Consider the following 26,744-nt stretch of genomic DNA (forward strand, 5'->3'; position numbering starts at 1 on the left):
CTTTTTAATGCGCGCTCTCTCACGTTACCGATTTCGATTGTGGGCCCATTTTTCGTTACATTTACCTTGCCGCGAATCACTTTCCGTCGTATTACCCGACCAATCGGTCACCTAATGGTGACGAAGGAGACGGAGAGATCACGACAATGGACGCATTCATCTGCGACGCGCAGCGCACCCCGATCGGCCGGTATGGCGGTGCCCTGAGCCAGGTGCGCACCGATGACCTGGCCGCCGTGCCGCTGGCCGCGCTGATGGCCCGGAACCCGCAGGTGGACTGGGCGAGCCTGGATGACGTGATCTTTGGCGATGCCAACCAGGCCGGTGAAAGCAACCGCAACGTGGCGCGCATGGCCGCGCTGCTGGCCGGACTGCCGGTCGACGTGCCCGGCACCACCATCAACCGTCTCTGCGCCAGCGGCATGGATGCAGTTGGCATGGCGGCACGTGCGATCAAGGCGGGCGATTACGACATGGCCGTCGCCGGCGGTGTCGAGAGCATGAGCCGGGCGCCCTTTGTCATGCCCAAGGCCACCAGCGCCTTTACCCGCGACAACGCGGTCTACGACACCACCATCGGCTGGCGTTTCGTCAACCCGAAGATGAAGGCGATGTATGGCACCGACTCGATGCCGCAGACCGCCGACAATGTGGCCGAGGACTATCAGATTTCGCGCGCGGATCAGGACGCCTTTGCCGCCCGCAGCCAGGCCCGCTGGGCCGCGGCGCATGCCGCCGGTGTGTTCGCCGACGAGATCACGCCCGTGACCATTCCGCAGCGCAAGGGCGACCCGATCGTCGTGGACACCGACGAGCATCCGCGCCCCGGCACCAGCGCGGATCAGCTGGCCAGGCTGAAGGGTGTGAACGGTGCCGACAAGACGGTCACCGCAGGCAATGCATCGGGCGTGAACGATGGCGCCGCGGCAATCCTTCTGGCCAACGAGGCAAGCGCCGCGAAGAACGGCCTGACCCCGATTGCGCGCGTTGTCGGCATGTCGGTGGCCGGGGTCGAGCCGCGGGTGATGGGAATCGGCCCGGTGCCCGCCAGCCGCAAGGTTCTGGCGCGCGCGGGACTCACCATCGGGCAGATGGATGTGATAGAGTTGAACGAAGCCTTCGCCTCGCAGGGTCTGGCGACTCTGCGGGAGTTGGGGGTTGCCGATGATGCGCCGCATGTGAACCCCAATGGCGGCGCCATCGCGATCGGCCACCCGCTGGGCATGTCGGGCGCGCGTCTGGTGATGACGGCGGCCTATCAGTTGCAACGCACGGGCGGACGCTATGCGCTCTGCACCATGTGCGTGGGTGTCGGTCAGGGCGCGGCCCTGATCCTGGAACGTGTATAAGGGAGGAGAGCCCGAATGTATGCGCAGATGGTGAAATCCGAGGCGACGAATGACGACCCGGAAAGGCTTGCCGCCTTTCAGGCGCGCATCGACGCCGGCGAAAAGATCGAGCCGAAGGACTGGATGCCCGAAGGCTATCGCAAGACGCTGATCCGGCAGATCGGCCAGCACGCCCATTCCGAGATCGTCGGCCAACTGCCCGAGGGCAACTGGATCACCCGTGCCCCGACGCTGGAGCGCAAGGCGATCCTGCTGGCCAAGGTGCAGGACGAGGCGGGCCACGGCCTCTATCTTTACTGCGCGGCGGAAACCCTTGGGGTGTCCCGCGACGAGCTGACCGAGATGCTGCTCGACGGGCGCATGAAATATTCGTCGATCTTCAATTACCCGACGCTCAACTGGGCCGACATCGGCGCGGTGGGCTGGCTGGTCGATGGCGCCGCGATCATGAACCAGGTGCCGCTGCAGCGGACTTCGTTCGGCCCCTACAGCCGTGCGATGATCCGCATCTGCAAGGAAGAGAGCTTTCACCAGCGCCAGGGCTACGACGCGATCCGCAAGATGGCCGAGGGCACGCCAGAGCAGCGCAGGATGGCGCAGGATGCGCTCAACCGCCTGTGGTTCCCCTCGCTGATGATGTTCGGCCCCTCGGACAAGGACTCGGTCCATTCCGAACAGTCGATGAAATGGAAGATCAAGATGAACACGAATGACGAGTTGCGTCAGAAGTTCGTCGATCAGACCGTGCCACAGATCGAATTCCTGGGTCTGGACCTGCCGGACCCCGGCATCAAATGGAACGAGGAGCGCGGCCATTACGATTACACCGACCCGGACTGGTCGGAGTTCTACGATGTGATCAAGGGCAACGGCCCCTGCAACACCGACCGGCTGGCCGCCCGCAACAAAGCCTGGGACGACGGCAAATGGGTGCGCGACGGTCTGCTGGCACATGCCCGCAAGAAAGCCGCGGCCCGCGTGGCCGCCGAGTAACGAACAAGGAAAACCTTGCGCAGGGCGCCCGGTCGGAACCACCGGGCTCTTGCCCCGCGCCCAGTCAGGAGGAGACCGGCTGATGAAAAACGAATGGCCTCTTTGGGAAGTCTTTATCCGCGGCCAGCACGGCATGAGCCACCGGCACGTCGGCAGCCTGCACGCGCCCGACGCCGAAATGGCGATCAAGAATGCCCGCGACGTCTATACCCGCCGCAACGAGGGCGTCAGCATCTGGGTGGTCGAGGCGCGGCATATCGCGGCCAGCTCGCCCAGCGACAAGGGCCCGCTGTATGAGCCCAGCGAAAGCAAGGTCTACCGTCACCCGACCTTCTTCGACATCCCCGACGAAGTGGGGGCGATGTGATGACCCGCGACGAGGCATTCCTGCAATTCCTGCTCAGGATGGGGGATAATACCCTGGTGCTTGGGCACCGGGTCAGCGAATGGTGCGGCCATGCGCCGGTTCTGGAAGAGGATATCGCGCTGGCCAATACGGCGCTGGACCTGATCGGCCAGACCCAGATGTGGCTGGCGCTGGCGGGCGAGGTTCAGGGCGAAGGCAAGAGCGCCGACGATCTCGCCTTTCTGCGCGACGCCTGGGATTTCCGCAACGTGCTGCTGGTGGAGGTGCCGAACGGCGATTTCGGCCGCACGCTGATGCGCCAGTTCCTGTTCGACGCCTGGCACAAGCTGATGCTGGAACGGCTGATGAACTCCTCGGACGAACGCGTGGCGGCCATTGCCGCCAAGGCGGTGAAAGAGGTCACCTATCACGTCGAACGGTCGCGCGACACGGTGGTGGGCCTGGGCGACGGCACCGAGGAAAGCCATGCCCGCATGCAGGAGGCGCTGGATTACCTCTGGCCCTATGTCGGCGAGCTGTTCGCCGCCGACGCGGTGGATGAAGCAATGGTCGCGGCAGGGATCGCGCCCGATCCGGCCAGCCTGCGCGCCGATTATGACGCGCTGGTCGGCGCGGCCATGGCCGAGGCCACGCTGAGCCTGCCCAAGTCGGATTTCGCCCATAAGGGCGGACGTAACGGGCGCATGCATACCGAACACCTGGGCCATCTGCTGACCCAGATGCAATGGCTGCAACGCGCCTATCCGGGCGCGACCTGGTAGGCATGGCTCGCAGCGGCGGCACGATTTCGATGGAGGAACCCATGTCCGGTGCAAGACCCGGCACAGACCAGATATGGGAATGGCTGGATGCCGTTCCCGACCCCGAGATCCCGGTGATCTCGGTCGTCGATCTGGGCATCGTGCGCGATGTGGAATGGCGGGGCGACACGCTGACGGTGGCGGTCACGCCGACCTATTCGGGCTGTCCCGCGACCTCGATCATCGCGATGGACATCGAAACCGCGCTGCGGGACCGGGGGATCGAGGATATCCGCATCGAAACCCGGATCTCGCCACCCTGGACCACCGACTGGCTGAGCGACAAGGGCCGCGCCAGGCTGGAGGAATACGGGATCGCCCCGCCGCAACCGGCCGGCGGCCCCGAGCGTTGCCCCCATTGCGGCAGCAAGGCGGTAGAAAAGGTCAGCCAGTTCGGCTCGACCCCGTGCAAGGCGCATTGGCGCTGCACCGATTGCCTGGAACCCTTCGACTATTTCAAGTGCATCTGAGGAGGACCGGATGGCACGCTTTCACGATCTGGAAGTCACCGACATCCACAAGACCATTCGCGACGCCGTGGTGGTAACGCTGAAGCCCGCAAACGGCTCGGCCAGCGAATTCGATTTCACCCAGGGCCAGTACCTGACCTTTCGCCGCGAATTCGAGGGCGAGGAACTGCGCCGGTCCTATTCGATCTGCGCCGGCAAGGACGATGGTATCCTGCAAGTGGGCATCAAGCGGGTCGATGGCGGTGCCTTCTCGACCTGGGCCAACGAGGAGCTGAAGATCGGCGACACGTTGCAGGCGATGCCGCCGATGGGCGGGTTCTTTACCCCGCTCGATCCCTCTGCCGCAAAGCATTATCTGGGCTTTGCCGGCGGGTCCGGGATCACCCCGGTGCTGTCGATCCTCAAGACCACGCTGTCGCGCGAGCCCAGGTCGCAATTCACGCTGGTCTATGCCAACAAGGGCGTGAACACGATCATGTTCCGCGAGGAACTGGAGGATCTCAAGAACCTCTACATGGGCCGGCTCAACATCATTCACATCTTGGAAACCGACGCGCAGGAGATCGAACTGTTCACCGGGCTGGTGACACAGGAGAAATGCGCGCAGCTGTTCGAGCACTGGATCGACATCGCGCATGTGGATGCGGCCTTCATCTGCGGACCCGAACCGATGATGCTGGGGATCGCCGCCGCCCTGCGGGCGCATGGGCTGAGCGACGCGCAGATCAAGTTCGAGCTGTTCGCCAGCGCCCAGCCCGGCCGGGCCAGGCGCAAGGCGGTGTCGGCCGAGGCTGCGACCGGCGCCAACCAGACCCGCGCGGCAGTGACGCTGGACGGGGCCACCCAGAGTTTCGACATGCCCAAGGACCTGTCGATCCTGGACGCGGCGCTACAGAACAGCATGGATGCGCCTTACGCCTGCAAGGCAGGAGTTTGTTCAACATGTCGCTGTAAGGTGCTGGAAGGCGAAGTCGAGATGGTCGCCAACCACGCGCTTGAGGATTACGAGGTCGAGAAGGGCTATGTGCTCAGCTGTCAGGCCTATCCGCTGACCGATACCGTTGTTGTCGACTACGACCAGTGAGGAGAGGGACATGGCCGAAGACATGACGATCGAGAGCTATCTGGCCGCTGGCGGAGTGCTGACGAACCCGGTCAACGTGCCGCCGCGCTACCGGGCGGAACTGATGAAGCTGATGGCCACTTTCGTGGACAGCGAACTGGCCGGAGCGGCCGGTTTTGCCGACATCATCAACCAGGGACCGGGGATCAAGGAGCGTATCGCCGCCGCCAAGATCGTGCTGGAAAAGACCGACAATGCCGACCGTGTGCTGCGGATCATGGGCGAGTTCGGGGCCAATACCCAGCGCTATGCCAATCACCATCCGTGGACGGCACGACTGGACCGGTCGGCGGATATCGGCGCATCGCGGTCCGAGCATGACATGCGGCTGGCGGTGTTCAACTATCCCATCGAAGGCTGGGTGGACGCGGTGATGATGAACCTGCTGATGAGCCGCGCGGTCATCGTGCAACTGGCCGATTTCTCGATGATCTCCTATCAGCCGCTGGCCGAGGCGTTCCGCACCATTGCCCCAATCGAAACCCGGCATGGCGAGCTGGCGCTGGAAGGCGCGGTCAAGCTGGTGGAACTGGGACAGGCGGACGCGCTCCAGGCTTCTGCAAACTACTGGTGGCCGCGGGTCGCAGCCAGTTTCGGCACCGGCAGCACGGAACGGACCGAGGCACTGCGCGCCATGGGCCTGCGCCGCACCGGCAATGCCGAGATGCGCACCCGCTGGGAGGCCGAGGCCGGAAACCTGCTCGACAGTCTGGGTCTGAAACGCCCCTGAATTGCCGCCGGGGCGCCCTTGGCGCCCCGGTATGGCACTCGGAGACCGGCCCGATGCGCCGGCCTCAAACCACCCGGTTTGCTGCCCGCAGGTTCTGCGAGAATGGCACCGCAGAGCGCGCCGGATGGTTCCGCCCTTGGCTTTCCACGTTATCGCCATGGGTTCGGACACGGATCCACTACGACTGGATGGGCGAATGGCGGCTTCGAGCCCGTAGCAGACCTCATCAAGAGACTGGACTGCCACATTGATTTGCGAGCGAAAGAAGTCCAGCCTAGACTTTGGATCAAAGGGGGTAAGGTCGTTGTTCTTAAGGATTGTCATTTCACTGATCGCCGCGATGCTCCTCACGCTTGCTGCAACGGCCGAGGTGAATGCGGAGGGCGTCCTTGACGGCCATTCCTTTTCAGGAATGATCGGACCGGCTGAAGACCCCGATCTTGAGGACAGCCTCTACTTCGACGATGGCCACTTCTGGTCCGCCATCTGCACCAGCTGCGGATTCGCACCTGGACCCTACCTCACTGAACAGACCGCCGATGGCCTTCGCTTCACCGGCACGCTTGAAAGCGAAAGCCGTGGCCGCTTCGAATACGATGGGCTGGTGAGGGCCGACGGATCGATCCGCGTTTCGATCACGTGGGAGCGCCGCCGGTGGTACTGGACCTCCCGGCGCGAGATCCTGTTCGTCGGAGAACGCACTTCCGGGTTCGAGATGGCGTCCCTTTCGGAAATGCGTCAGGAAATGAAACTGGTGAATCCGGAGAGCAGCCCTCTGTGCTCGCGGTTTTGAAAGGCCTGTGGGCAAGACGCAGAGCGCTCGGCCTCTACGGCCTGCTGTTGTTGGGAGGCTGGTTCCTTGGCGATCTGTTGAAGGATCTGACTGTGCCGGAAATGCGGCCTATGAATGAGCCGATGATCCATTGGATTTTAATGACGGCGTTCGTTGCCTTCGTCATTCTCGCCGCCATCCCATTTGTTCCGGGAGCCGAGATCGGCTTCGCTCTGCTGCTACTGTTCGGCGGACAAGTTGCCCCGCTGGTTTACCTTGGAATGGTCGGCGCGCTGATCCTGTCATTCGTTATTGCGAGGCTCCTTCCCGCAGCAGTCTTCGCCCACCTTCTGGCCTGGCTGGGGCTGGCAAAGGCAGCGGACTTCGTCGCCAAACTTGAGTCCATCCCGCCGACCGAACGCATCGAAACGCTGTCGACTGTTATCCCGTCAAACCTAGGTCGACGATTGATCGACCACAGGCACCTTTTGCTTGCGGTCGCGCTCAACACGCCGGGAAATTCGCTACTTGGTGGCGGAGGTGGACTCGCGTTCATCGCTGGCGCATCGCGGCTGTACTCGTTCTGGCTCTACCTTGTGGTAGTACTCTGTGCCGTCGCGCCGGTGCCTCTGTTTTTCTACTTTGTCTAGGACCACTTTTGCAGTGTCCGACCCACCTTGGGCCTCAGTATATCGTTTCAGCTACGGCAGCTTTGTCCGCATAACGGGCATTCAGAGCGAAAATCGCCGTGTCACGCATCAAACCAACGCGGTAACTCTTGCGCAGTGCACCCGGGGAGGCGCAAGCGCGCATTTGGAGAGCGGTACCGACCGGTTCTTCCCGCCCCCTGAGATCAGAGCCCCTTGAGCCCGTGCAGCGTCAGGTCGCTGACCATGCGTGCATAGTCCTTGCGCGCGGCGGTATCGGCGCCGGAGTTCCACATGAAATACCAGTTCAGCATGCCGAAGACCGACATGGTGGCGGCGCGCAACTTGCCGGGGTTGCCGGTGAAGGTTTCGGGCGCGATGTCGCTCAGGATGTTGCTGACAAACCCGATCATGTCGCGCTGATACCCGCGCAGCTGTTTCTGCAGCTCCGCCGGCAGGGCCGACATGCCGCTGGTCTGCACCCGGTGCTCGTCGTCCACCCCTTGGTAGGCGATCAGGATCTCGCGCACGACCCTGTGCAACTGCTCAGGGCCGCTCAGCCCCGCCATCTCGATGCCGCAGATCCGGTCGCGCAGCTCGCGCAGATAGGTTTCGAGAATGTCGAAAAGGATCGCGTCCTTGCTGTCGTAGTAGTGGTAGATATTGGCTTTGGAGATCCCGCACTCACGGGCCAGCTGGGTCATCGAGGCGCGGTCGAAGCCTTCGCGCGCAAAGACGCGCGCCGCAGACTTCAGGATCTGGGCGCGCTTCTGGTCGTGGTCCTTGGCGATCGTCCGGGCCAAACCCTACTCCTTGTTGCGGTTGTCGACCACGCGCTTGGCCTTGCCCTGGCTGCGCTCGACATCTCCGGGGTTGCCTACAACAATCTCGGTCGAAACGCCAACGATGTCCTTGATCCGCTTGGTCAGCATCCGCGCGGCGGCGGTCTTGCCGAGTTCGTCTGTCATGGTCGGCATCGCCTCGACATAAACGCGCATCGCGTCCATGCGGCCGGCCTTGTAGAGTTCGATCTGGTAGTGCGGCGCCAGCCCGCCCGTCGCCATCACCTGTTCCTCGATCTGGCTGGGAAAGACATTGACCCCGCGCAGGATGATCATGTCGTCGCTGCGGCCGGTGATCTTTTCCATCCGCCTCATGGACCGTGCGGTGCCGGGCAGCAGCCGGGTCAGGTCGCGGGTGCGATAGCGGACCATCGGCAACCCTTCCTTGGTCAGCGTGGTGAACACCAGTTCGCCCATCTCGCCATCGGGCAGAACCTCGCCGGTGGCCGGGTCGATGATCTCGGGGTAGAAGTGGTCTTCCCAGATCACCGGGCCATCCTTGGTCTCGACGCATTCGTTTGCGACACCCGGTCCCATGATCTCGCTGAGGCCGTAGATATCGACTGCGTGCATGTCGAACGCCTCTTCGACCTCGCGCCGCATTGCGTCGGTCCAGGGTTCGGCCCCGAAGACGCCCACCTGCAACGGGCTTTCGCGCGGGTCCATGCCGACCTTGTGATACTGTTCGAGGATGTTGAGCATGTAGGACGGGGTGACCATGATGCCTGTCGGTCTGAAATCGGTGATCAGGGCCACCTGTTTCTCGGTCTGGCCGCCGCCCATCGGCACCACGGTCGCGCCCAGACGCTCGATCCCGTAATGGGCGCCCAGGCCGCCGGTAAACAGGCCATAGCCATAGGCGTTGTGAATCATGTCGCCCTTGCGCAGCCCTGCCGCGCGCAAGGAGCGCGCCACCAGATCGGCCCAGTTGTCGATGTCGCCCCGAGTGTATCCCACGACCGTCGGCTTGCCTGTGGTGCCCGACGAGGCGTGGATGCGAATGATCTGTTCGCGCGGCACGGCAAAGAGGCCAAAGGGGTAGTTGTCGCGAAGGTCGTTCTTGTAGGTGAACGGGAACTTTCCCAGATCTGAAAGCGATTGCAGGTCGTCCGGGTGCACGCCCGCTTCGTTGAACCGGGCCTTGTACATCGGCACGTTCTCATAGGCGTGACGCAGCGACCATTTCAGGCGCTGCAACTGCAACGCGCGGATCTCATCGACCGAAGCGATTTCGATCGGGTCCAGATCTTCCTTCTTCGGGCTCAGGTCTTTCATGACGTCCTCCTCGCCTTAATCCTCTTCGAACAACCGGCCCTTGATCGCCCGGGACATGCCCCGGAATTCGGCGATGATGCGGCCGTCCTGGTTGGTCACTTTCACGTCGTAGATTCCGCTGCGGCCGGTCAGGCTGAGCTCGGTCGCGGTGGCGGTCAGCCGGTCGCCCAACTGGCCCGGCGCGATGTAGCTGATCACGTTGTGCTGGGCGACTGTCGGCTGGTTGCGGCCGTTGCAGGCAAAGGCAAAGGCGCTGTCGGCCAGCATGAAGGTCACGCCGCCATGGCAGATGCCATGCCCGTTGCAGTGATGCGCGGCGACGGTGAGTTCCAGAACCGCCAGCCCTTCGTCGATGCGGACGATCTCCATCCCCGCCCATTTCGAGGCGTTGTCATCGGCCCACATCGCCGCCGCCGATCGTTCCGCACGTTCTTTGGGTGTCATGCTCACCTGCCCTGAAACCTTGGGGCGCGTTTCTGCAGGAAGGCAGTGACGCCTTCGGCATAATCGGCACTTTCACCACAGGTTTTCATCGCATCGGCCTCGAGTTCAAGATGATCTTCCAGCGTATCGACGCAAGCCGCCTGGATACAGCGCTTGGTCAGGCCCAAGCCCAGCGTCGGGCCATTGGCAAACTGCTCGGCCATGGCGCGCGCCTCGGCCATCAACTGGTCGTCTGGCAGCGCCTTCCAGATCAGCCCCCACTCCTCGGCCTGTCTGGCCGGCAAGGGTTGCGCGGTCAGCGCCAGCCCCTTGGCGCGGGCCTCGCCCAACAGGCGCGGCAGATGCCACGAGCCGCCGGTATCCGGGATCAGCCCGACCTTGGCAAAGGACTGGATGAACTTGGCGCTTTCGCCCGCCAGCACGATGTCGCAGGCCAGTGCGATATTTGCCCCTGCCCCGGCGGCCACACCGTTGACCGCACAGATGACCGGGAAATCGAGCGAGCGGATCAGCCGCACCAGCGGCGCATAGAAGGTGCGCACCGTTTTGCCCAGATCGGGCGGGCCATCCATTTTCGACGGATCGCGGTCGCCCAGGTCCTGCCCCGCGCAGAACCCGCGCCCGGCCCCGGTCAGCAGCACCGCGCGCGCGCCGCTGTCGCGCGCCTTTTCCAGCGCCGCCCGCAGGGCCAGATGCATCTCGTCGGTGAAACTGTTCAGCCGGTCCGGACGGTTCAGCGTGATTTCCACCCAGTTCCCATGGTCTTGCGCAAGAATCGTATCGCTCATCTCCGCCCCGCTATGCGAATATTTCCAAGGCTATCCTACATAAACCGAACGGTTGGTCAATAAATTCTTCGCAAATCATTTCCGGCCGGTAGAGTCAGACAAACGGGCGCGACGGACCATCGGTCCACAATTCGCGGAACCAAAAGCGCGGCAGTTTTCATTCGGATCGCACCAGGTGTTTAAATTTTATTGACCGACCGTTCGGTCACGAATACCATCTTTCACAAATCACTCCCCGAACCGGCTACAGTGTCGGGCGACAGGAACAGGAGACTGCCATGGCCCTTCAACAGATTTCCAGCTTTGCCGCCGGCCAGTGGGTTGCCCCCGGCGCCGGCGCCCGCACCATCGCCTCGGCCATCACCGGAGCCCCGATTGCCAGCGCGGGCAATGACGCGCTCGATGTTCTGGCGATGCTCGACCATGCCCGCAACACGGGCGGCCCCGCCCTGCGCAAGCTGGGCTTTCACGACCGCGCCCGCATGATCAAGGCACTGGGTCAGGCGCTGACTGCCCGCAAGCAAGAGCTTTACGCCGCCAGCTTCGACACCGGCGCCACCCAGTCCGACCACCTGATCGACATCGACGGCGGTATCGGCACCATGTTCGTCTTTGCCTCCAAAGGGCGGCGCGAGATGCCGGACGGGCAGGTCTATCTGGACGGCGAGGTTGAACAGCTGAGCCGCAACGGCACCTTCCTGGGCCAGCACGTCTGCACCCCGTTGCAAGGGGTCGCGGTGCATATCAACGCCTTCAACTTCCCGGTTTGGGGAATGCTGGAGAAACTGGCCCCCACCCTCCTGGCCGGTGTGCCCTCGATCGTGAAGCCCGCGACCAACAGCTGCTATGTCACCGAACTGGCGGTGCGGATCATGCTCGAGGCCGACATTCTGCCCGCCGGCGCGCTGCAACTGGTGTCGGGCGGCCTTGGCCACATGCTCGACCATCTGGGCTGCCAGGATGTTGTCAGCTTCACCGGTTCCGCCGATACCGCGCTGAAACTGCGCTCGAACCCGGTGATCCTGCAAAACGGGGTGCGTTTCGTGGCCGAGCAGGACAGCCTGAACGCCTCGATCCTTGGCCCCGATGCAGAGCCGGGCACGCCCGAATTCGACCTCTTCATCAAGGAAGTCGCGCGCGAGATGACCACCAAGGCGGGGCAGAAATGCACCGCCATCCGCCGCATCATGGCGCCGCAGTCGCGCGTCGAGGCGGTGATCGAGGCGCTGAGCGCGCGCCTGTCCAAAACCGTGATCGGCGACCCCCGCGACGAGGCCACTCGCATGGGCGCGCTGGTGTCGAACGGGCAGAAGGCCGACGTGCTGGCCAAGGCCGCGATCATCGGGCAGGAGGCCGAGCAGGTCTTTACCATGAAGCCCGACCTGACCGGCGAGTTGGCGAATGGCGCCTTCGTGCCGCCGATGCTGTTCCACTGCGCCGACCCGGACCGCGCCCAGCGTGTGCACGATACCGAAGCCTTTGGCCCGGTCTCGACCATCATGGGCTATCGCGATATCGACCACGCGGTGGCGCTGGCCAATCGCGGCGGCGGCTCGCTGGTGACCTCGCTGATCACCCATGACGCCGATGTGGCGCGCGATGTGGTGATGGGCGCGGGCGCCTGGCACGGACGCATTTACATCAACAACCGCGACTCGATGAAGGAATCGACCGGCCACGGTTCGCCCCTGCCCCATATGGTGCATGGCGGACCGGGCCGCGCAGGCGGTGGCGAGGAAATGGGCGGCGTGCGCGGCGTGAAACACTATATGCAGCGCACCGCGGTGCAGGGTTCGCCCGAGATGCTGACCCGCATCGGCGGCAAGTGGGTGCCGGGCGCGACTGAGGTCGCAGGCCCCGCGCATCCCTTTACCCGCCGCTATGACGAGTTGTCGATCGGCGAAACGCTGAACACCGCCGCGCGCACCGTCACCATGGACGATATCGAACATTTCGCCCATTTCACCGGCGACACCTTCTACGCCCATATGGATGACGCCGCCGCCAAGCGGAATCCGTTCTTCCCGGGCCGGGTCGCACATGGCTATCTGTTGCTCAGCTTTGCCGCCGGCCTTTTTGTCGAGCCGAACGAAGGCCCGGTGCTGGCCAATACCGGGCTGGACGGGTTGCGATTCATGAAACCGGTCTCGGCAGGCGACAGCATCAAGGTGCGTCTCTCGGTCAAGGCCAAGACCCGCCGCACCGATGAATATGGCGAGGTGCGCTGGCACGTGACACTGACCAACCAGGATGACGAACAGGTCGCGGAATACGACCTGCTGACCATGAACGCCTATTGAATATCTCCGCCCTGCCGGTCCCCCGGCAGGGAACCCAAAATCCGATTCTCTTCTCCACGAGAACGGGTTAGACTGAAACCATGACGAGTGAGAATTCCTGGTTCGAGACTGCGGTTCTGCGCCTCGCCGATCCCCAGAACCAAAGGGTCTGGTCCATCATCGTATCGCTGTTCGGCGACCTGGCCCGCCGCCCCGGCGACCGCCTGTCGGGGGGCGCGCTCACACGCATCATCATGCCCATGGGCATCAAGCCCGAGGCGATCCGTGTGGCCCTGCATCGTCTGCGCAAGGACGGGTGGATCGACAGCAGCCGCGAGGGGCGCACCTCGGTCCATTTCCTGACCGATTATGGCCGCACCCAATCCGATCGCGTCACTCCGCGCATCTACACGCGCGTGCCCGAGGTGCCGCAGGTCTGGCACATCCTGATCGCCGAGGACGGAGGCGGCGCCCAGACCCTGAACGAGATGCTGCTGACCGACACCTATATCGGGCTTGGCCGCCTCGTCGCGTTGGGATCTGGCCCAGTGCCCGGGGATTGCGAGGATCTGGCCGGATTCGAGGTAACCGCGCGCAGCATTCCCGACTGGATGCAGACAAGGCTCTACCCCGAGGATCTGGGCGCGGCCTGCACCAGCCTCCACCGTGATTGCAGCGCCTTGCGGGCTTCGGCCCGTCCACCACACCTGACGCCGCTGGAGGTTGCAACCCTGAGGACGCTGCTGATCCACCGCTGGCGGCGGGTCGCGCTGCGCCATCCCGATCTGCCGCCCGTGTTTCAGCCCTCCGGATGGATGGGTGCAGCCTGCCGTGAAGAGGTGTTCGCCCTTCTCGACACATTGCCCCTGCCCCGGCTGGCCGATCTGAACCGGACCGCTTGACCAGACGGCAGGCTGGTCACAACAGCCCCGAATCCGCTAGGCTTGGCCGAGACAGCAACCGCAGGCCCGACAGGATGACGACGCGCGAAACGGACATGCTGATCGTGGGCGCCGGGTTTTCCGGCCTCATCATGGCGATGGAGGCGCGCAGGCGCGGGCTCTCCCAGATCGACATTTTGGAGAAAGCAGACGATATCGGCGGAACCTGGCGGGAAAACACCTATCCCGGGGTGGCCTGCGACGTGCCCTCGCATCTCTATTCCATGGCCAGCCATCCCAACCCGGAGTGGACCACGGCCTATGCCAGCGGCTGGGAGATTCAGGATTACCTGCAAGGGGTTGCCCGAGACGAAAACCTGTATGACCTCTGCCATTTCGGCCAGACCCTGCACGCGGCGCGCTGGGACGGCACGCGCTGGCAGGTTGAAACCACAGAGGGGTCGCATTGGTCGGCCCGGTTCCTTGTCTCGGCCATCGGCGCGCTGCATGTGCCCAACATCCCCGCGATTCCCGGCACCGACAGCTTTCCCGGCCCGGCCTTCCACTCCGCCCGGTGGGATCATAACGTCGATCTTGCGGGCCAGCGGGTGGCGGTCGTCGGGACCGGAGCCTCGGCGGTGCAATTCGTACCCGAAATCGCACCTCGGGCCGGGCGGATCACCATCTTCCAGCGCACTCCCCCGTATGTATTGCCCCGCCCCGACGGGCCGATCGCCCCCTGGGTCCGGCGGCTTTATGCCCGCCTGCCGCTTTTGCCGCGTCTCCGACGGGCGCTGATCTATGCGCTGTTCGAGTTGCGCCATGCGGTTTTTCGCGGCAAACCCAAGGCTGTCGATTTCGCCGTGCGGATGTGGCGCAGGGCGCTGACCGACGCGATCTCCGACCCGCAGGAACAAGCAATCCTCACGCCGCCCTATCGCATCGGCTGCAAGCGGATCCTCAGTTCGAACGACTGGTATCCGACGCTTGCCCGGGACAATGTCGAGGTGATCCCGCATGGAGTCGAGCGGATCGAAGGCGGCACCCTGATCGCCGCCGATGGCACTAGGGTCGAGGCCGATGTGCTGATCTGGGGCACCGGTTTCCACGTCACGGACGCCGCCGAACGGCTGGATATCACCGGCCCCGACGGTCTGACCATCCGACAGGCATGGGCCGATGGAATGTCGGCGCATCTTGGCACCGCCGTTGCGGGTTTTCCGAATTTCTTCATTCTGCTCGGTCCGCACACCGGGCTTGGCCATAACTCCGTCGTGCTGATGATCGAAGCGCAGGTCGAACATATCGGGCGGCTTCTGCAGGCCATGCAAGACAGCGACCTGGCCACGATCACACCCAAACCGCAGGCACAGGCCGCGTTCGAGGCCGAAATGCAGGAACGCCTGACAGACTCGGTCTGGCAGGCGGGCGGCTGCACCTCGTGGTATCAGGACAACAAGGGGCGGAACACCACGCTCTGGCCCGGCACGGTCGGCGAGTATCGCAAACGCATGGCTGGCGCCGGGCTGGAACAATATCTAACCTCGCCCTCGTCGCACCTTTGATCCCGGAGCCGTCATGTCCACCATGTTCCTCTTGATCGGTTTGCCTTTTGCCCTGATCGGCGCCGCCCTCGCACTGGGATGGTTGCAGACACGCAGGCTGACGCGGATGGGCGCAGAGCTGGTGCCGCAGATGGGACAGATCCAGCCGGTCGATGGGGGCACAATCCATTATGTCGAAGCCGGGGACCCAGCGAAACAGACGCTGGTGATGATCCACGGCCTGTCCGGCCAGTTGCAGCATTTCACCTATGCGCTGGTGGACCGGCTGGCGCAGGATCATCATGTGATCGCGCTTGACCGGCCCGGTTGCGGGTATTCCACCCGTGAAAGCGCCGCTCTGGCGGCATTGCCCGAGCAGGCCCGCATGATAGGGGCGTTTCTGGATGCCAAGGGAGTAGAGTACCCGGTCCTGATCGGTCATTCGCTGGGCGGAGCGATAGCTCTTGCGATGGCGCTCGAGAGGCCGCGCAAGCTGGCCGGGCTTGCCCTGCTCTGTCCGCTGACGCATCACATGGGCTCGACCCCGCCGGTGTTCCGGCCACTTGAGCTGCGCACCGCGTGGTTGCGCAGGTTGATCGGCCACACTCTGGCGGTACCGATGGCCAAATGGACTGCCGAAAAGATGCTTGAGCAGGTCTTTGCCCCGGAAACCTGCCCGGAGGATTTCCTGGATCGCGCGGGCGGCGCGCTGGGCTTGAAACCGCAAGCCTTCATCACCGCATCCGAGGACGTGGTCGCAGCCGATGCAACGATCGAGGCGCAATCCAGATGCTATCCCAAGCTCGACGTGCCCGGTGCCATCCTGTTCGGAGCGAAAGATCCGATCCTGCTGCCCACCCAGCACGGGGTTCCGATGAAGAAATACGGCCTGCGCTGCGAGGTGCTGCCGGGCCGTGGCCATATGCTGCCGATCACCGCACCGGACGAATGCGAGGAATTCATCCGCGGTGTCTCGATTTCCACCCGCGTTCCAGCGACGCTACGGGGCTAGAGCAAGCTGTCCGGTCACGACAGGTGCCGCACGCCAGGCGGATCTTTTCCGAGGAATTCGGGCCCAGCGCGCCAAGGGACAGGTCGCTCCCCTCGGCCCACTCACGCGAAAACCGCCCTCAGAAAAACTAACGTGATGATCACAAAGTGTTTTAGGCCGCCCCGGGCAATACAAGGTTGACCGAATTCCGCGTTCACGCTTAGATCGCCGGAACGTGACGAGCGCGCGCCCCAAGGAGGGGTCCAAAGTCGCGTTCTTTGAAGACCGAATTTTGACTTACTTGGGGAAAAGACAATGTCCACATATACGTTGACTGGCATCGGTGTACTGAGAAGCCAGGACACCGATAACGTCATCGGCATCCGCCAGAACATTCAACTGGAAATCGTGGTCCGCGATTCCGTAACAAGCTTTTCCTATTCTCTGGACCCGTTGGAACCTGGCGAAACCATCCGGCCCGGCAACCCCCAGATCGATGTGATGACGGTACGCATGGAGGGGCAGCCGTTCGGAGAAGGACTGCCTCTCGATGCGGGAGCCGGAACCTTCATCCAGGCGGCCTGGCAACAGGGCGGGCAGGTGCGGAACACGACGGTTTTTGAGGTAAGTTTCGACAACTGGCCGGACGGCAGCCTGGGCAACGTGAATGCCGATTTCTATTTTATCGTCGCGGGCGACCCATTACCGACCTTCAATTCCCCTGCGGATTGGGAGGCGTTCGACGGCACGATCCTCGGTGCCGGAAACCCGACCAGCGGTCCCTTCGCGCCGGGAACCATATTGCTGTCGTCTCTTGGGGCCAGCGTCAGCCAGAACGACCTGATCCAGGGCACGCCGGGCAACGACGCGCTCGACGGCGGCGCCGGGAATGACACCATCTTCGGCTTTGACGGCAACGACGACCTGAGCGGCGGCAACGGCAACGACCTGATCAATCCGGGCGACAATACCGAAACCGATGTTGTCCGGCCGGGCGCCGGGAACGATACGGTGGATCTCAGCGACATCTCCGTTGGCTATGTTGCTCTTGTGCACCGCGATCTGAACGCTGCCATAACGGTGAACCTCGACAGCAACAGCAACTCCGCGACCATCAACAAGGGCGTGAACGGGACGACCACCCTTCTCAATGTCAACAACCCGATCATCTCGGGCATGCAGAACGGCGGCTTGGGAATCGTCGGGACTAGTTTTAACGATGTGTTCAACATCAACCAGAATGTTGGCTGGATTTCCGTGAGCGGCGAAGGTGGCAATGACACCATCAACATCGGCGCCGATACAGACACCCTGCGCCTCGACTATCGGAGCGCAACTCAGGGCGTAAACGCCAACCTCGAAACCGGCATCATCCAGAACGACGGCTTTGGCACACAGGACACGATCACCGGTCCGGGCCGTGCGCATGAAATCCGCACGAGCATGTTCAATGACACCGTGATCGGTTCGTCAGGCAACGACAGTTTCATCCTGATGGCCGGAACCGACAGTGCCGATGGCGGTGCGGGCTTCGACCGGGTGCGCTATGACCGCAACGGGGTCGAGGCGGTGACCGTCGATCTGGAAGCGGGCACCGCGACCGGGATCTGGCGTGGCCAGGCGTTCAGCCACAGTCTGGTCAATATCGAACAAGTACAAGGTTCGCGCAGCGGCAATGACAGTATTCAAGGCACGAACTCGGGCGCGGACCGGCTTGACGGACGCGGCGGCAACGACACGCTCAACGGGCGTGGAGGCGACGACACGCTCATTGGCGGCAACGGCAACGACGTTCTCAACGGCGGCGACGGTTCACAGGACCGTGCCGTATTCGGGGTCAATCGGGCGCAGGCCACGATCAACGTCAACGGCAACACCCTGACCATCATTTCGGCCGAAGGCACGGACACGGTCAGCAATGTCGAGTTCCTCGATTTCCTTGACCAGACGGTGGATGTTGCCTCACTGACCGGCGGCGGCGGCGGCGGCGGCGGAAACACCCCCACCGCTGGGAACGACACCCTGTCCGGCACCGCAGGGGCCGATCTGATCTCGGGGCTTGGGGGCAACGACTCGATCTCCGGGCTGGGGGGCGACGATACGCTCTATGGCGGTCCGGGTGCGGATACGCTCGACGGCGGCGATGGCAACGACCTGCTGGGCGGCACCACGGAAAACGACCTGTTGCTGGGGGGCGCGGGCAATGACGAAGCCTATGGCGCGGCGGGCGACGACACGATCTGGGGCGGCGCCGGCGACGATGTGCTGGGCGGCTCCGGCGGCAATGACGAGATCCACGGCGACGATGGCAATGACGGGCTCTGGGGCTCGTTCGGGGACGACACCATCGAAGGCGGCGCGGGAAGCGACACGCTGGGCGGATCGACCGGCAACGACAGCCTGTCGGGCGGCGGCGATGCCGACGAGCTCTGGGGCGCGATCGGGGCCGACACGCTCGACGGCGGCGCCGGAAACGACACGCTGGGCGGTGCGGACGGGGCCGACAGCCTGTCGGGCGGCGCCGGCGACGACGAGCTCTGGGGCGCCGACGACAACGACACGCTCGACGGCGGCGACGGCAATGACCAGATCGGCGCAGGCCAGGGCAATGACGTTCTGAACGGCGGGCTGGGCAACGACCAGCTGTTCGGCGGGCTGGGCAACGACCAGATCGAGGGCGGCGACGGCAACGACACCATCTACGGCGCGGCGGGCGATGACACGATCGACGGTGGCGCCGGTGACGACGAGATGTATGCGGGCCCAGGCGCGGATGTCATCGTGTTCTCGCAAGGCACCGATACCGCGCTGTTCTTCTCGACGGCATTCGACCAGATTGACCTGTCGGGCGTCGCGGAAATCATCGATTTCGCCGACCTGTCCGCCAACCACCTGGCCGATGTCGGCGGCAATGCGGTGATCACCGACGGGCTGGGCAACTCGCTGACCATCAGCGGCGTGCTGAGCGCGGGATTGACTGTCGACGACTTCATCTTCTGACGCATAAGGGCGGGGGCCGGCATCGTCCGGCCCCCGCCTGTTGTCCGAGACGCGGCGCAGGACCAACCGCGACCTCGGAGCACGCCTGCAACCGCGTCTGGTTTCGCGACTTGCCCCGAAAACGACCTTTGCGTCGCGCGCAGTAGAGCCATCGGTTCTCGACGGTGTTATGGATCGGCGAAACTTTCGGGGCATCCAGCGCAAATGATTGATATACATACAATTTCCGACGCATTCAGCCCCATTGAATGCGACGCGATCCTTGTCGTCGCCCGGACAGCCGAGACGCAGGAAGCCGGCCTGGTCCGGCAGGCCACCGATCACAATCTGCGGCGGGCGGATCTCGTCTGGCTCGACGATGTCGAGGGCACCGGCTGGGTGATGGACCGGATTATCGACCTGGTGCGCCGCGCCAATCGCGACGTCTACGATTTCGCCCTGACCGAGTTCGCCGAAAGCCCGCAGGTCGCGCGCTATGGCGCCGAGAAACAGGGGCATTTCACATGGCATTCCGACATTGGCGATGGCCCGCTGGCGGCGCGGCGCAAGCTGACGATGGTGGTTCAATTGACCGAACCCGAAGGATACCAGGGCGGACGGCTCGAGGTGATGCCCTCGGCCCATGTCGTGACGGCGGCGGCAGGGCGTGGCAGCGCCACGTTGTTCCCCAGCTATCTGCTGCACCGGGTGACGCCTGTTACCGAAGGCGAGCGCCACTCGCTGACGATCTGGGCGCATGGTCCCCGGTTTCGCTAACCCAAGCTCGGTTCGCGGAAAGTTCAGAACGACGGACCCGTTGACAAGCCGGGAGTGCCTTGCGTTTTCCTTTCTGGTAATCTGGTTCAATCCTCGCCCACGGTCAGCGTGACCCGGTCTCCGGCGAACCAGGTGCGACCGTATTCCACCGGACGGCCCTCTGGGTCGACGTTCACCCCGGTCGTGTGCAGCAGCGGCGCACCTTCGTTCAGCCGCAGATGCAGCGCCTGGATCGCGGTGGCGGGCCGCGCGGTCAGCCTTGTCCAGGCGCGGGTGAAATCGGCAATCCCCATCCGCTGCAAGGCGGCGGTGACCGAACGGGTCTCGGTCAGCGCCTCGGGCAGTCCGGGAAAGCGGTCTGCGGGAAACACACTCTGGAACACCGCGATGGGCTGCCCGTCGGCCAGCGACAGCCCGTCATAGACATGCACGCGCGCGCCGGGGGCAAGCGCCAGCGCCCCTGCCTCGGTCGCGTCGGCGGCCCGGGTCAGCAGCGTCAGGATGCGTTTGCCGGGAATGCGGCCGCCGGCGGCAATATTCCTGTGGAACCGTACCCGCTTGCCGATGGCGTAATCGGTGGGCCGGGCCGCGACGAAAACCCCTGCCCCACGCCGGGCATGTACCAGCCCCTGTGCCGCCAGATCCGACAGCGCCCGGCGCACCGTGTGCCGGTTGACGCCATGGGTAGCGGCCAGCTGCGCCTCGGTCGGCAGCCGGTCGCCTTCGCCATAGCGGCCTTCGGCGATGTCTTCGGTCAGGCTCAGCGCGATGGTCTTCCAGACGGGTGTGCGGCTCATGTCATCAAAACTTCATGCCGGGGCGGATTGCGGGTCAGGCCCCCGTGCGGTAATATTTGTCTAGTTGTATAGTTGATGTAGACAACCCGGCCAAGAGGTAATCATGGCAGAAGATCGAGACAGCGCAAAAACTGCCCGACAGGGCTGGATGGGCCTTTTGGCCCGCGCGCCCGAGGCGGCGCTGCTGGAGCTGTGGCGCGCGGCGGACGAGCGGCCCGCCTATGACTGGCTGCGCCCGCCCGAGACCGGCGGCGTCATGGTGCGCGGCCGTGCGGGCGGCACCGGCGCCGCCTTCAACCTCGGCGAGATGACAGTGACCCGCTGTTCGCTGGCGCTGACCGACGGCACGGTGGGCCATGCCTATGTGCAGGGCCGTTCGCGCGCCAAGGCCGAGGCGGCGGCGCTGATCGACGCGTTGATGCAGACCGGGGCGGCGGACCGGATCCGCGCTCTGGTGCTGGAACCACTGGCCGAGGCGCTCGCGGGCCGGGCCGAGGCCCGCGCAGCCCGCGCAGCCGCCACCAGGGTCGAGTTCTTCACGCTGGTCAGGGGAGAGGATTGATGGACGGATCGAGCCTTTATGCTGGTGGGTTCCGCAACGCGCCGGTGGACGCGGCGCATGCCTTTCGCGCCGCGATGACCGCCATGGCGCGGCCGGGTGACATCCGCCCGATCACGGGGGCCGAGCCGCCCGCGCCGCTGTCGGTTGCCGCAGGCACATTGCTGCTGACGCTCTGCGATCCGGAAACGCGGGTGCATCTGGCCGGGGCGGCGGATAGGCCCGAGGTCCGTCAGTGGCTGAGCTTTCACACCGGCGCGCCGCTCTGCGGCGCGGACGAGGCCGATTTCGCGCTCGGCACCTGGGCCGACCTGATGCCGCTGTCGCGCTACCGCATCGGCACGCCGGAATATCCCGACCGTTCCGCCACGCTGATCGTCGAATGCGATGCACTGGCGAACACTGGCGCGGTGCTCAGCGGCCCGGGCATCCGCGACACCGCCCGCCTGTCGCTGCCCGACTTGGGCGTGTTACAGGGCAACGCGATGCTCTACCCGCTGGGCTGCGATTTCTTCTTTACCTGCGGCGACCGGGTTGCGGCCCTGCCGCGCAGCACCACCATCGGCGCGGAGGGCTGAGCCATGTATGTTGCCGTCAAAGGGGGCGAGCGCGCCATCGAGAACGCCCATGCCTGGCTGGCCGAGGAGCGCAGGGGCGATACGTCGGTCGCCGAACTCTCCCTCGCCCAGATCCGCGAACAATTGAGCCTGGCGGTCAACCGGGTGATGGCCGAGGGTTCGCTGTATGATCCCGACCTGGCTGCACTGGCGATCAAGCAGGCGCGCGGCGACCTGATCGAGGCGATCTTTCTGATCCGCGCCTATCGCACCACCCTGCCGCGGTTTGGCGCGAGCCGCGCGGTGGATACCGGCGCGATGGCCTGCGACCGGCGCATCTCGGCCACGTTCAAGGACGCGCCGGGCGGGCAGGTTCTGGGACCGACCTTCGACTACACGCATCGCCTGCTGGATTTCAAACTGGCCGCCGAGGGCGAGGTACCGCCCGCGCCGCAGGCCGCGCCGCGCGGCGAACCCACGCCACATATCACCGAGTTCCTGGGGCAGGAGGGGCTGATCCAGCCCGAGCCGGAGAGCGAGGCGGCGCCGCGCGACCTGACCCGCGAGCCGCTGGAATTTCCTGCCGACCGCGCCCTGCGCCTGCAATCCCTGGCCCGCGGCGACGAGGGGTTCGTGCTGGGCATGGCCTATTCCACCCAGCGCGGCTATGCCCGCAACCACGCCTTTGTGGGCGAACTGCGCATCGGGCGGGTCGCGGTCGAGATGGATATCCCCGAACTGGGCTTTGCCATCGAGATCGGCGAGGTGGAACTGACCGAATGCGAGACGGTGAACCAGTTCAAGGGATCGAAGACCGAACCGCCGCAGTTCACCCGGGGCTATGGTCTGGTGTTTGGCCAGTCCGAGCGCAAGGCAATCTCCATGGCGCTGGTGGACCGCGCCCTGCGCTGGCAGGAACTGGGCGAGGATTTTCTCGGCGCTGCCGCGCAGGACGAGGAATTCGTCCTCAGCCATTGCGACAACATCCAGGCGACCGGGTTTCTGGAACACATCAAACTGCCCCATTACGTCGATTTCCAGTCGGAACTGGAACTGGTGCGCAAGCTGCGCCGCGAGGCGGAGGAGCGGATCGCGCATCGGGAGGCCGCGGAATGACCGAGCAAGCCTATAATTTCGCCTATCTCGACGAGCAGACCAAGCGGATGATCCGCCGCGCCATTCTCAAGGCGCTGGCGGTGCCGGGATACCAGGTGCCTTTTGCCAGCCGCGAGATGCCGATGCCCTATGGCTGGGGCACCGGGGGCGTGCAGGTCTCGGCCGCCACTCTGACGCCCGAGGACCGGCTGAAGGTGATCGACCAGGGCGCCGACGACACCACCAACGCGGTGTCAATCCGCAAGTTCTTTGAACGTACCGCCGGGGTGGCGACGACCGAGGCGACACAGGAGGCGACGGTGATCCAGACCCGCCACCGCATCCCCGAGGCGGAACTGACCGAGGACCAGATCTTGGTCTATCAGGTACCGATCCCCGAACCGCTGCGCTTTCTGGAGCCGCGCGAGACCGAGACGCGCAAGATGCACAGTCTTCAGGAATACGGGCTGATGCATGTGAAGCTTTACGAGGATATCAGCCAGCACGGCGCGATCTCGACCGCCTATGCCTATCCGGTGCGGGTGGCGGGGCGCTATGTGATGGACCCCTCGCCGATCCCGAAATTCGACAACCCCAAGATGGAGATGGCGGCGATCCAGTTGTTCGGCGCCGGGCGCGAACAGCGCATCTATGCAGTGCCGCCCCATACCCGCGTCGTGAGCCTCGATTTCGAGGACTACCCGTTCGAGGCCACCAGGGCCGATCACGTCTGCGATCTGTGCGGGGCGGCGGACAGCTATCTCGACGAGGTGATCATGGATGATGCCGGCGGGCGGATGTTCGTCTGTTCCGACACCGACTACTGCCACACGCGGCGCGAGGCCGTGGCATGAGCGCGTCGGTCGGGGCGGGCGAAAAAATTTCGCCGAAATTTTTTGTGCCGGGAGGTGAGGCATGACCCCTTTGTTGCAGGTGCGGGACATCGAAAAGCGCTATGGCGCGCGGATCGGATGCACCGATGTGAGTTTCGATCTCTACCCCGGCGAGGTGATGGGGATCGTGGGCGAGAGCGGTTCGGGCAAGTCGACGCTGCTCAACTGTCTTGCCGGGCATCTGGCGCCTGATGCGGGGCGGGTGATCTTCGACACCCGGCACATGGGACCGGTGGATACGGTCACCATGTCCGAGCCCGAGCGGCGGATGCTGTCGCGCACCGACTGGGCCTTTGTGCATCAGCATGCCCGCGACGGGCTGCGCATGTCGGTCTCGGCGGGTGGCAATATCGGCGAGCGGCTGATGGCGGTGGGCGACCGGCACTATGGCCGCATCCGCGCGGCCGCACTCGACTGGCTGGGCCGGGTCGAAATCGACGGCGCCCGGATTGACGACCGGCCCTCGGCCTTTTCCGGCGGCATGCAGCAGCGTTTGCAGATTGCCCGCAATCTGGTGACCGGTCCCCGGCTGGTGTTCATGGACGAGCCCACGGGTGGGCTGGATGTGAGCGTGCAGGCGCGTCTTCTGGACCTCTTGCGCGGGCTGGTGCGGCGGATGGGGCTGAGCGCCATCATCGTCACCCATGACCTGGCGGTGGTGCGGTTGTTGGCCGACCGGTTGATGGTGATGAAGGACGGGCGCGTGGTCGAGAGCGGTCTGACCGATCAGGTGCTCGACGACCCACAGCATGGCTATACCCAGCTTCTGGTGTCGAGCGTGTTGCAGGTATGAGGGGGCGCTGCCCCCGCGCCTGCGGCGCTCCCCCGGAGTATTTGGGGCGAAATGAAAGGGATTTGGGATGATCGACATCCGTGACGTGAGCAAGAGTTTCACCCTGCACAATCAGGGCGGCGCGGTGATCCGGGTAATGGAGGGCGCTTCGCTGCATGTGGCGCCCGGCGAATGCGTGGCCCTGACCGGCGCGTCGGGGGCGGGCAAGTCCACCCTGATGCGGGTGATCTATGGCAACTATCTGGCGGCCTCCGGCAGGGTTCTTGTCGGCGGGCTCGATGTGGTCCGGGCCGAGCCGCGCGAGATCATCAGGCTCAGGCGTGAGGTGCTGGGCTATGTCAGCCAGTTCCTGCGGGTGGTGCCCCGGGTGCCGACGGTGGAGGTTGTAGCCGAGCCGCTCCTGGTGCTTGGGGTGCCCCCGGAGGAAGCGCGGGCACGGGCCGAGGCGCTGCTGAAGCGGCTCAACATCCCTGAACGGCTCTGGTCGCTGAGCCCCACCACCTTTTCCGGCGGCGAGCAACAGCGCGTGAATATCGCGGGCGGCTTTGCCCATGCCTATCCGGCGCTTCTGCTGGACGAGCCGACCGCGAGCCTCGATGCGGCGAACCGGGCAGTGGTGCTGGCCCTGATCGAGGAAGCCAAGGCGCGCGGTGCGGCGATCGTCGGCATCTTTCACGATATCGAGGCGCGGAAAAGGGTCTGCGACCGGGTGGTCGATGTTTCGGCCTTTGCTCCCGGAGTGGCGGTATGACCCTTGTGCCGGTGGTCGCGGTGGTGGGACCGTCCGGCGTGGGCAAGGACAGCGTGATGGTGGCGCTCAAGGCCCGCGACCCCGGATTTCGACTGGTGCGACGGGTGATCACCCGGCCCGAGCAGACGGGCGGCGAAAGCTTTGAAGGCGTATCCGAGACCGATTTCCAAATCCGGCTCGCGGCGGATGCATTTGCCCTCAGTTGGCGGGCGCACGGTCTGAGCTATGGCATTCCAGCCGCCGCCATCGCTGAAAGGAAAGGTGCGCGGGCGCTGCTGGTGAACCTCTCACGCGGGGTTCTGCTGCGCGCGCAGGAGGTGTTGCATCCGCTTATCGTGCTGTCGCTGACCGCACGGCCCGAGGTGCTCGCCGCACGGCTGGCGGCACGTGGGCGCGAGGATGCCGCGGATCAGGCGCTGCGGCTGGGCCGGGCGGGCATGACCCTGCCGGATGGGTTGCGCCGGGTCGTCACGATAGACAATTCCGGTCCGCTTGACCTGACGGTCGACGCGGTGCTGGCCCAACTTCAGCGGGCAAGTGCATAGCGATGGATCAGGTGAAACCGGCCATCGGCGGCTTCTCCCACCAGCGCCAGCGCGTCGAGTGTGAAGGGCGTGGGCAAAAGCGGAGCGAGCCGCTTCTGCAACAAGGCGCAGGTCCGGTCGAGCGTGCCGTTGTCCAGCCGGCCGGTCAGCGTGATGTGAAAGCGGAACTGGTCCAGCACGTAAGGATAGCCCCAGCGCGTCAGGTTCTCGTCCTGTGCCGGGGTGAGCCTGGCGCTGCGTCGGCGCTCCAGCTCGGCCGGGGACGCGGGCGCGCGAAATCCGTCCAGTTCGGTCACACAGGCCGCGGCCAGCCCGTTCAGCGCCGTCACATTCCCCAGCGGGCGCAGCGCCAGGAACCGGCCGAGCCGGGCGATTTCCAACCCGTCCAGCGTGACGGGCGCCAGGCCGGCGGCCAGCGCGGCACAACCCGCCTGCAAGGCACCGAAATCGCGGCCTTCGGCCAGCCGGAATGGTGGCTTCATCGTCGCATGCAGACCATATTTTCGTGGGGCCGCAGTCAGGGCAGCCACATCCAGACCACAGGCGTCCGGGTGGGCGACCTCTTGCCCCGCCATCATGTCCCAGCCCAGCCACCGGGTGGCGAATTCCGCCCATGGCGCCCCGGCAGGCGGTACGTAGTAGATCGCGTATCGCAGGAATGTCACATTGGCCTCCTATGTCGTGGCCTTCTCCCATGCTCCAA

At 64.6% G+C, this 26,744-nt stretch carries 28 protein-coding genes; 22 read left to right on the forward strand and 6 right to left on the reverse strand.

Going from position 1 to position 26,744, the window contains the following annotated elements; genetic code table 11:
- Positions 1–146: 146 nt before the first annotated feature.
- The 9 genes from pcaF to BLT75_RS03805 all read left to right on the forward strand — a co-directional run bounded on the left by pcaF (position 147) and on the right by BLT75_RS03805 (position 7,254).
- A complete protein-coding gene (pcaF, locus tag BLT75_RS03765) occupies positions 147–1,349 on the forward strand; it encodes a 3-oxoadipyl-CoA thiolase (RefSeq protein WP_093027838.1) in 1,203 nt (400 codons plus the stop codon).
- A gap of 15 nt (positions 1,350–1,364) precedes the next feature.
- Positions 1,365–2,342, forward strand: a complete 978-nt coding sequence (gene paaA, locus BLT75_RS03770) for a 1,2-phenylacetyl-CoA epoxidase subunit PaaA (RefSeq protein WP_093027840.1) — start codon at positions 1,365–1,367, stop codon at positions 2,340–2,342.
- An 82-nt stretch (positions 2,343–2,424) separates the two neighbouring features.
- Positions 2,425–2,709 carry a 1,2-phenylacetyl-CoA epoxidase subunit PaaB gene (gene paaB, locus BLT75_RS03775; RefSeq protein WP_093027842.1) on the forward strand — a complete coding sequence of 95 codons (285 nt, stop codon included), beginning with the start codon at positions 2,425–2,427 and terminating at the stop codon, positions 2,707–2,709.
- Positions 2,709–3,470 carry a 1,2-phenylacetyl-CoA epoxidase subunit PaaC gene (paaC, locus tag BLT75_RS03780; RefSeq protein ID WP_093027844.1) on the forward strand — a complete coding sequence of 254 codons (762 nt, stop codon included), beginning with the start codon at positions 2,709–2,711 and terminating at the stop codon, positions 3,468–3,470. The genes paaB and paaC overlap by 1 nt, the downstream gene beginning before the upstream one ends.
- Before the next feature lie 41 nt (positions 3,471–3,511).
- The gene (gene paaD / locus BLT75_RS03785; protein ID WP_093028187.1) at positions 3,512–3,979 is read left to right on the forward strand and encodes a 1,2-phenylacetyl-CoA epoxidase subunit PaaD; all 468 of its coding nucleotides are present in this window, start codon (positions 3,512–3,514) and stop codon (positions 3,977–3,979) included.
- 10 nt (positions 3,980–3,989) lie between these two features.
- Complete coding sequence (paaE, locus tag BLT75_RS03790; RefSeq protein ID WP_093027846.1) at positions 3,990–5,063, forward strand: 1,2-phenylacetyl-CoA epoxidase subunit PaaE; 1,074 nt, start codon at positions 3,990–3,992, stop codon at positions 5,061–5,063.
- Between the two features lie 10 nt (positions 5,064–5,073).
- Entirely contained in the window at positions 5,074–5,832 is a 759-nt protein-coding gene (locus tag BLT75_RS03795; RefSeq protein ID WP_093027848.1) for a Phenylacetic acid catabolic protein, read from the forward strand.
- Between the two features lie 340 nt (positions 5,833–6,172).
- Positions 6,173–6,625: a hypothetical protein gene (locus tag BLT75_RS03800; RefSeq protein WP_093027850.1), complete on the forward strand. Its 453-nt coding sequence runs from the start codon at positions 6,173–6,175 to the stop codon at positions 6,623–6,625.
- Complete coding sequence (locus tag BLT75_RS03805; protein ID WP_093027852.1) at positions 6,610–7,254, forward strand: hypothetical protein; 645 nt, start codon at positions 6,610–6,612, stop codon at positions 7,252–7,254. The genes BLT75_RS03800 and BLT75_RS03805 overlap by 16 nt, the downstream gene beginning before the upstream one ends.
- A 203-nt stretch (positions 7,255–7,457) precedes the next feature.
- Here BLT75_RS03805 and BLT75_RS03810 read toward each other — a convergent pair whose 3' ends face one another.
- Genes BLT75_RS03810 through paaG form a run of 4 tightly spaced genes read right to left on the reverse strand, consistent with a single transcriptional unit; the run spans position 7,458 to position 10,600 of the window.
- Positions 7,458–8,054: a TetR/AcrR family transcriptional regulator gene (locus BLT75_RS03810; RefSeq protein WP_093027854.1), complete on the reverse strand. Its 597-nt coding sequence runs from the start codon at positions 8,052–8,054 to the stop codon at positions 7,458–7,460.
- 3 nt (positions 8,055–8,057) lie between these two features.
- Complete coding sequence (gene paaK, locus BLT75_RS03815; RefSeq protein WP_093027856.1) at positions 8,058–9,368, reverse strand: phenylacetate--CoA ligase PaaK; 1,311 nt, start codon at positions 9,366–9,368, stop codon at positions 8,058–8,060.
- Between the two features lie 15 nt (positions 9,369–9,383).
- The gene (gene paaI / locus BLT75_RS03820; RefSeq protein ID WP_093027858.1) at positions 9,384–9,812 is read right to left on the reverse strand and encodes a hydroxyphenylacetyl-CoA thioesterase PaaI; all 429 of its coding nucleotides are present in this window, start codon (positions 9,810–9,812) and stop codon (positions 9,384–9,386) included.
- A gap of 2 nt (positions 9,813–9,814) precedes the next feature.
- A complete protein-coding gene (paaG, locus tag BLT75_RS03825) occupies positions 9,815–10,600 on the reverse strand; it encodes a 2-(1,2-epoxy-1,2-dihydrophenyl)acetyl-CoA isomerase PaaG (protein ID WP_093027860.1) in 786 nt (261 codons plus the stop codon).
- Positions 10,601–10,878: 278 nt separating this feature from the next.
- Here paaG and paaZ point away from each other — a divergent pair, with 278 nt between their 5' ends.
- The 6 genes from paaZ (at position 10,879) to BLT75_RS03855 (ending at position 20,051) form a co-directional block, all read left to right on the forward strand.
- Positions 10,879–12,900, forward strand: coding sequence for a phenylacetic acid degradation bifunctional protein PaaZ (gene paaZ / locus BLT75_RS03830; RefSeq protein WP_093027862.1), 2,022 nt, complete (start codon positions 10,879–10,881; stop codon positions 12,898–12,900).
- Between the two features lie 80 nt (positions 12,901–12,980).
- Positions 12,981–13,781 carry a PaaX family transcriptional regulator C-terminal domain-containing protein gene (locus tag BLT75_RS03835; protein WP_093027864.1) on the forward strand — a complete coding sequence of 267 codons (801 nt, stop codon included), beginning with the start codon at positions 12,981–12,983 and terminating at the stop codon, positions 13,779–13,781.
- A 74-nt stretch (positions 13,782–13,855) separates the two neighbouring features.
- On the forward strand, positions 13,856–15,325 hold the full coding sequence (locus BLT75_RS03840; RefSeq protein WP_093027866.1) for a flavin-containing monooxygenase: 1,470 nt from the start codon (positions 13,856–13,858) through the stop codon (positions 15,323–15,325).
- Positions 15,326–15,338: 13 nt separating this feature from the next.
- Positions 15,339–16,316 carry an alpha/beta fold hydrolase gene (locus BLT75_RS03845; protein ID WP_093027868.1) on the forward strand — a complete coding sequence of 326 codons (978 nt, stop codon included), beginning with the start codon at positions 15,339–15,341 and terminating at the stop codon, positions 16,314–16,316.
- Positions 16,317–16,610: 294 nt separating this feature from the next.
- Complete coding sequence (locus tag BLT75_RS03850) at positions 16,611–19,295, forward strand: calcium-binding protein (protein WP_093027870.1); 2,685 nt, start codon at positions 16,611–16,613, stop codon at positions 19,293–19,295.
- 204 nt (positions 19,296–19,499) lie between these two features.
- Positions 19,500–20,051 carry a 2OG-Fe(II) oxygenase gene (locus BLT75_RS03855; RefSeq protein WP_093027872.1) on the forward strand — a complete coding sequence of 184 codons (552 nt, stop codon included), beginning with the start codon at positions 19,500–19,502 and terminating at the stop codon, positions 20,049–20,051.
- A gap of 86 nt (positions 20,052–20,137) precedes the next feature.
- Here the strand turns inward: BLT75_RS03855 and phnF are convergent, their stop codons facing one another.
- Positions 20,138–20,848 (reverse strand): phosphonate metabolism transcriptional regulator PhnF, encoded by a 711-nt coding sequence (gene phnF, locus BLT75_RS03860; protein ID WP_093027874.1) that lies wholly within the window; start codon positions 20,846–20,848, stop codon positions 20,138–20,140.
- A 103-nt stretch (positions 20,849–20,951) separates the two neighbouring features.
- On the opposite strand from phnF, the gene phnG reads away from it, so the two are divergent.
- The 7 genes from phnG to BLT75_RS03895 all read left to right on the forward strand — a co-directional run bounded on the left by phnG (position 20,952) and on the right by BLT75_RS03895 (position 26,041).
- Complete coding sequence (gene phnG / locus BLT75_RS03865; RefSeq protein ID WP_093027876.1) at positions 20,952–21,410, forward strand: phosphonate C-P lyase system protein PhnG; 459 nt, start codon at positions 20,952–20,954, stop codon at positions 21,408–21,410.
- Positions 21,410–21,985 carry a phosphonate C-P lyase system protein PhnH gene (gene phnH, locus BLT75_RS03870; RefSeq protein ID WP_093027878.1) on the forward strand — a complete coding sequence of 192 codons (576 nt, stop codon included), beginning with the start codon at positions 21,410–21,412 and terminating at the stop codon, positions 21,983–21,985. The genes phnG and phnH overlap by 1 nt, the downstream gene beginning before the upstream one ends.
- A gap of 3 nt (positions 21,986–21,988) precedes the next feature.
- On the forward strand, positions 21,989–23,080 hold the full coding sequence (locus BLT75_RS03875; protein ID WP_093027880.1) for a carbon-phosphorus lyase complex subunit: 1,092 nt from the start codon (positions 21,989–21,991) through the stop codon (positions 23,078–23,080).
- Positions 23,077–23,913 carry an alpha-D-ribose 1-methylphosphonate 5-phosphate C-P-lyase PhnJ gene (locus BLT75_RS03880; RefSeq protein WP_093027882.1) on the forward strand — a complete coding sequence of 279 codons (837 nt, stop codon included), beginning with the start codon at positions 23,077–23,079 and terminating at the stop codon, positions 23,911–23,913. The genes BLT75_RS03875 and BLT75_RS03880 overlap by 4 nt, the downstream gene beginning before the upstream one ends.
- A 61-nt stretch (positions 23,914–23,974) precedes the next feature.
- Entirely contained in the window at positions 23,975–24,745 is a 771-nt protein-coding gene (gene phnK / locus BLT75_RS03885; RefSeq protein ID WP_093027884.1) for a phosphonate C-P lyase system protein PhnK, read from the forward strand.
- Between the two features lie 67 nt (positions 24,746–24,812).
- A complete protein-coding gene (gene phnL / locus BLT75_RS03890) occupies positions 24,813–25,496 on the forward strand; it encodes a phosphonate C-P lyase system protein PhnL (protein ID WP_093027886.1) in 684 nt (227 codons plus the stop codon).
- Positions 25,493–26,041, forward strand: a complete 549-nt coding sequence (locus tag BLT75_RS03895) for a phosphonate metabolism protein/1,5-bisphosphokinase (PRPP-forming) PhnN (protein WP_093027888.1) — start codon at positions 25,493–25,495, stop codon at positions 26,039–26,041. The genes phnL and BLT75_RS03895 overlap by 4 nt, the downstream gene beginning before the upstream one ends.
- Here the strand turns inward: BLT75_RS03895 and BLT75_RS03900 are convergent.
- Entirely contained in the window at positions 26,023–26,706 is a 684-nt protein-coding gene (locus BLT75_RS03900; protein WP_093027890.1) for a DUF1045 domain-containing protein, read from the reverse strand. The two genes, BLT75_RS03895 and BLT75_RS03900, sit on opposite strands and share 19 nt — an antisense overlap.
- Positions 26,707–26,744: the final 38 nt, after the last annotated feature.

The organism is Ruegeria marina, assembly GCF_900101475.1.
In the GTDB taxonomy this organism is placed as follows: Bacteria; Pseudomonadota; Alphaproteobacteria; order Rhodobacterales; family Rhodobacteraceae; genus Ruegeria_B; species Ruegeria_B marina.

Coding starts and splice junctions, on each gene's coding strand:
- pcaF (WP_093027838.1), top strand. CDS start 147: ATGGACGCATTCATCTGCGACGCGCAGCGCACCCCGATCGGCCGGTAT.
- paaA (WP_093027840.1), top strand. CDS start 1,365: ATGTATGCGCAGATGGTGAAATCCGAGGCGACGAATGACGACCCGGAA.
- paaB (WP_093027842.1), top strand. CDS start 2,425: ATGAAAAACGAATGGCCTCTTTGGGAAGTCTTTATCCGCGGCCAGCAC.
- paaC (WP_093027844.1), top strand. CDS start 2,709: ATGACCCGCGACGAGGCATTCCTGCAATTCCTGCTCAGGATGGGGGAT.
- paaD (WP_093028187.1), top strand. CDS start 3,512: ATGTCCGGTGCAAGACCCGGCACAGACCAGATATGGGAATGGCTGGAT.
- paaE (WP_093027846.1), top strand. CDS start 3,990: ATGGCACGCTTTCACGATCTGGAAGTCACCGACATCCACAAGACCATT.
- BLT75_RS03795 (WP_093027848.1), top strand. CDS start 5,074: ATGGCCGAAGACATGACGATCGAGAGCTATCTGGCCGCTGGCGGAGTG.
- BLT75_RS03800 (WP_093027850.1), top strand. CDS start 6,173: ATGCTCCTCACGCTTGCTGCAACGGCCGAGGTGAATGCGGAGGGCGTC.
- paaK (WP_093027856.1), bottom strand. CDS start 9,368: ATGAAAGACCTGAGCCCGAAGAAGGAAGATCTGGACCCGATCGAAATC.
- paaI (WP_093027858.1), bottom strand. CDS start 9,812: ATGACACCCAAAGAACGTGCGGAACGATCGGCGGCGGCGATGTGGGCC.
- paaG (WP_093027860.1), bottom strand. CDS start 10,600: ATGAGCGATACGATTCTTGCGCAAGACCATGGGAACTGGGTGGAAATC.
- paaZ (WP_093027862.1), top strand. CDS start 10,879: ATGGCCCTTCAACAGATTTCCAGCTTTGCCGCCGGCCAGTGGGTTGCC.
- BLT75_RS03835 (WP_093027864.1), top strand. CDS start 12,981: ATGACGAGTGAGAATTCCTGGTTCGAGACTGCGGTTCTGCGCCTCGCC.
- BLT75_RS03840 (WP_093027866.1), top strand. CDS start 13,856: ATGACGACGCGCGAAACGGACATGCTGATCGTGGGCGCCGGGTTTTCC.
- BLT75_RS03845 (WP_093027868.1), top strand. CDS start 15,339: ATGTCCACCATGTTCCTCTTGATCGGTTTGCCTTTTGCCCTGATCGGC.
- BLT75_RS03850 (WP_093027870.1), top strand. CDS start 16,611: ATGTCCACATATACGTTGACTGGCATCGGTGTACTGAGAAGCCAGGAC.
- BLT75_RS03855 (WP_093027872.1), top strand. CDS start 19,500: ATGATTGATATACATACAATTTCCGACGCATTCAGCCCCATTGAATGC.
- phnF (WP_093027874.1), bottom strand. CDS start 20,848: ATGAGCCGCACACCCGTCTGGAAGACCATCGCGCTGAGCCTGACCGAA.
- phnG (WP_093027876.1), top strand. CDS start 20,952: ATGGCAGAAGATCGAGACAGCGCAAAAACTGCCCGACAGGGCTGGATG.
- phnH (WP_093027878.1), top strand. CDS start 21,410: ATGGACGGATCGAGCCTTTATGCTGGTGGGTTCCGCAACGCGCCGGTG.
- BLT75_RS03875 (WP_093027880.1), top strand. CDS start 21,989: ATGTATGTTGCCGTCAAAGGGGGCGAGCGCGCCATCGAGAACGCCCAT.
- BLT75_RS03880 (WP_093027882.1), top strand. CDS start 23,077: ATGACCGAGCAAGCCTATAATTTCGCCTATCTCGACGAGCAGACCAAG.
- phnK (WP_093027884.1), top strand. CDS start 23,975: ATGACCCCTTTGTTGCAGGTGCGGGACATCGAAAAGCGCTATGGCGCG.
- phnL (WP_093027886.1), top strand. CDS start 24,813: ATGATCGACATCCGTGACGTGAGCAAGAGTTTCACCCTGCACAATCAG.
- BLT75_RS03895 (WP_093027888.1), top strand. CDS start 25,493: ATGACCCTTGTGCCGGTGGTCGCGGTGGTGGGACCGTCCGGCGTGGGC.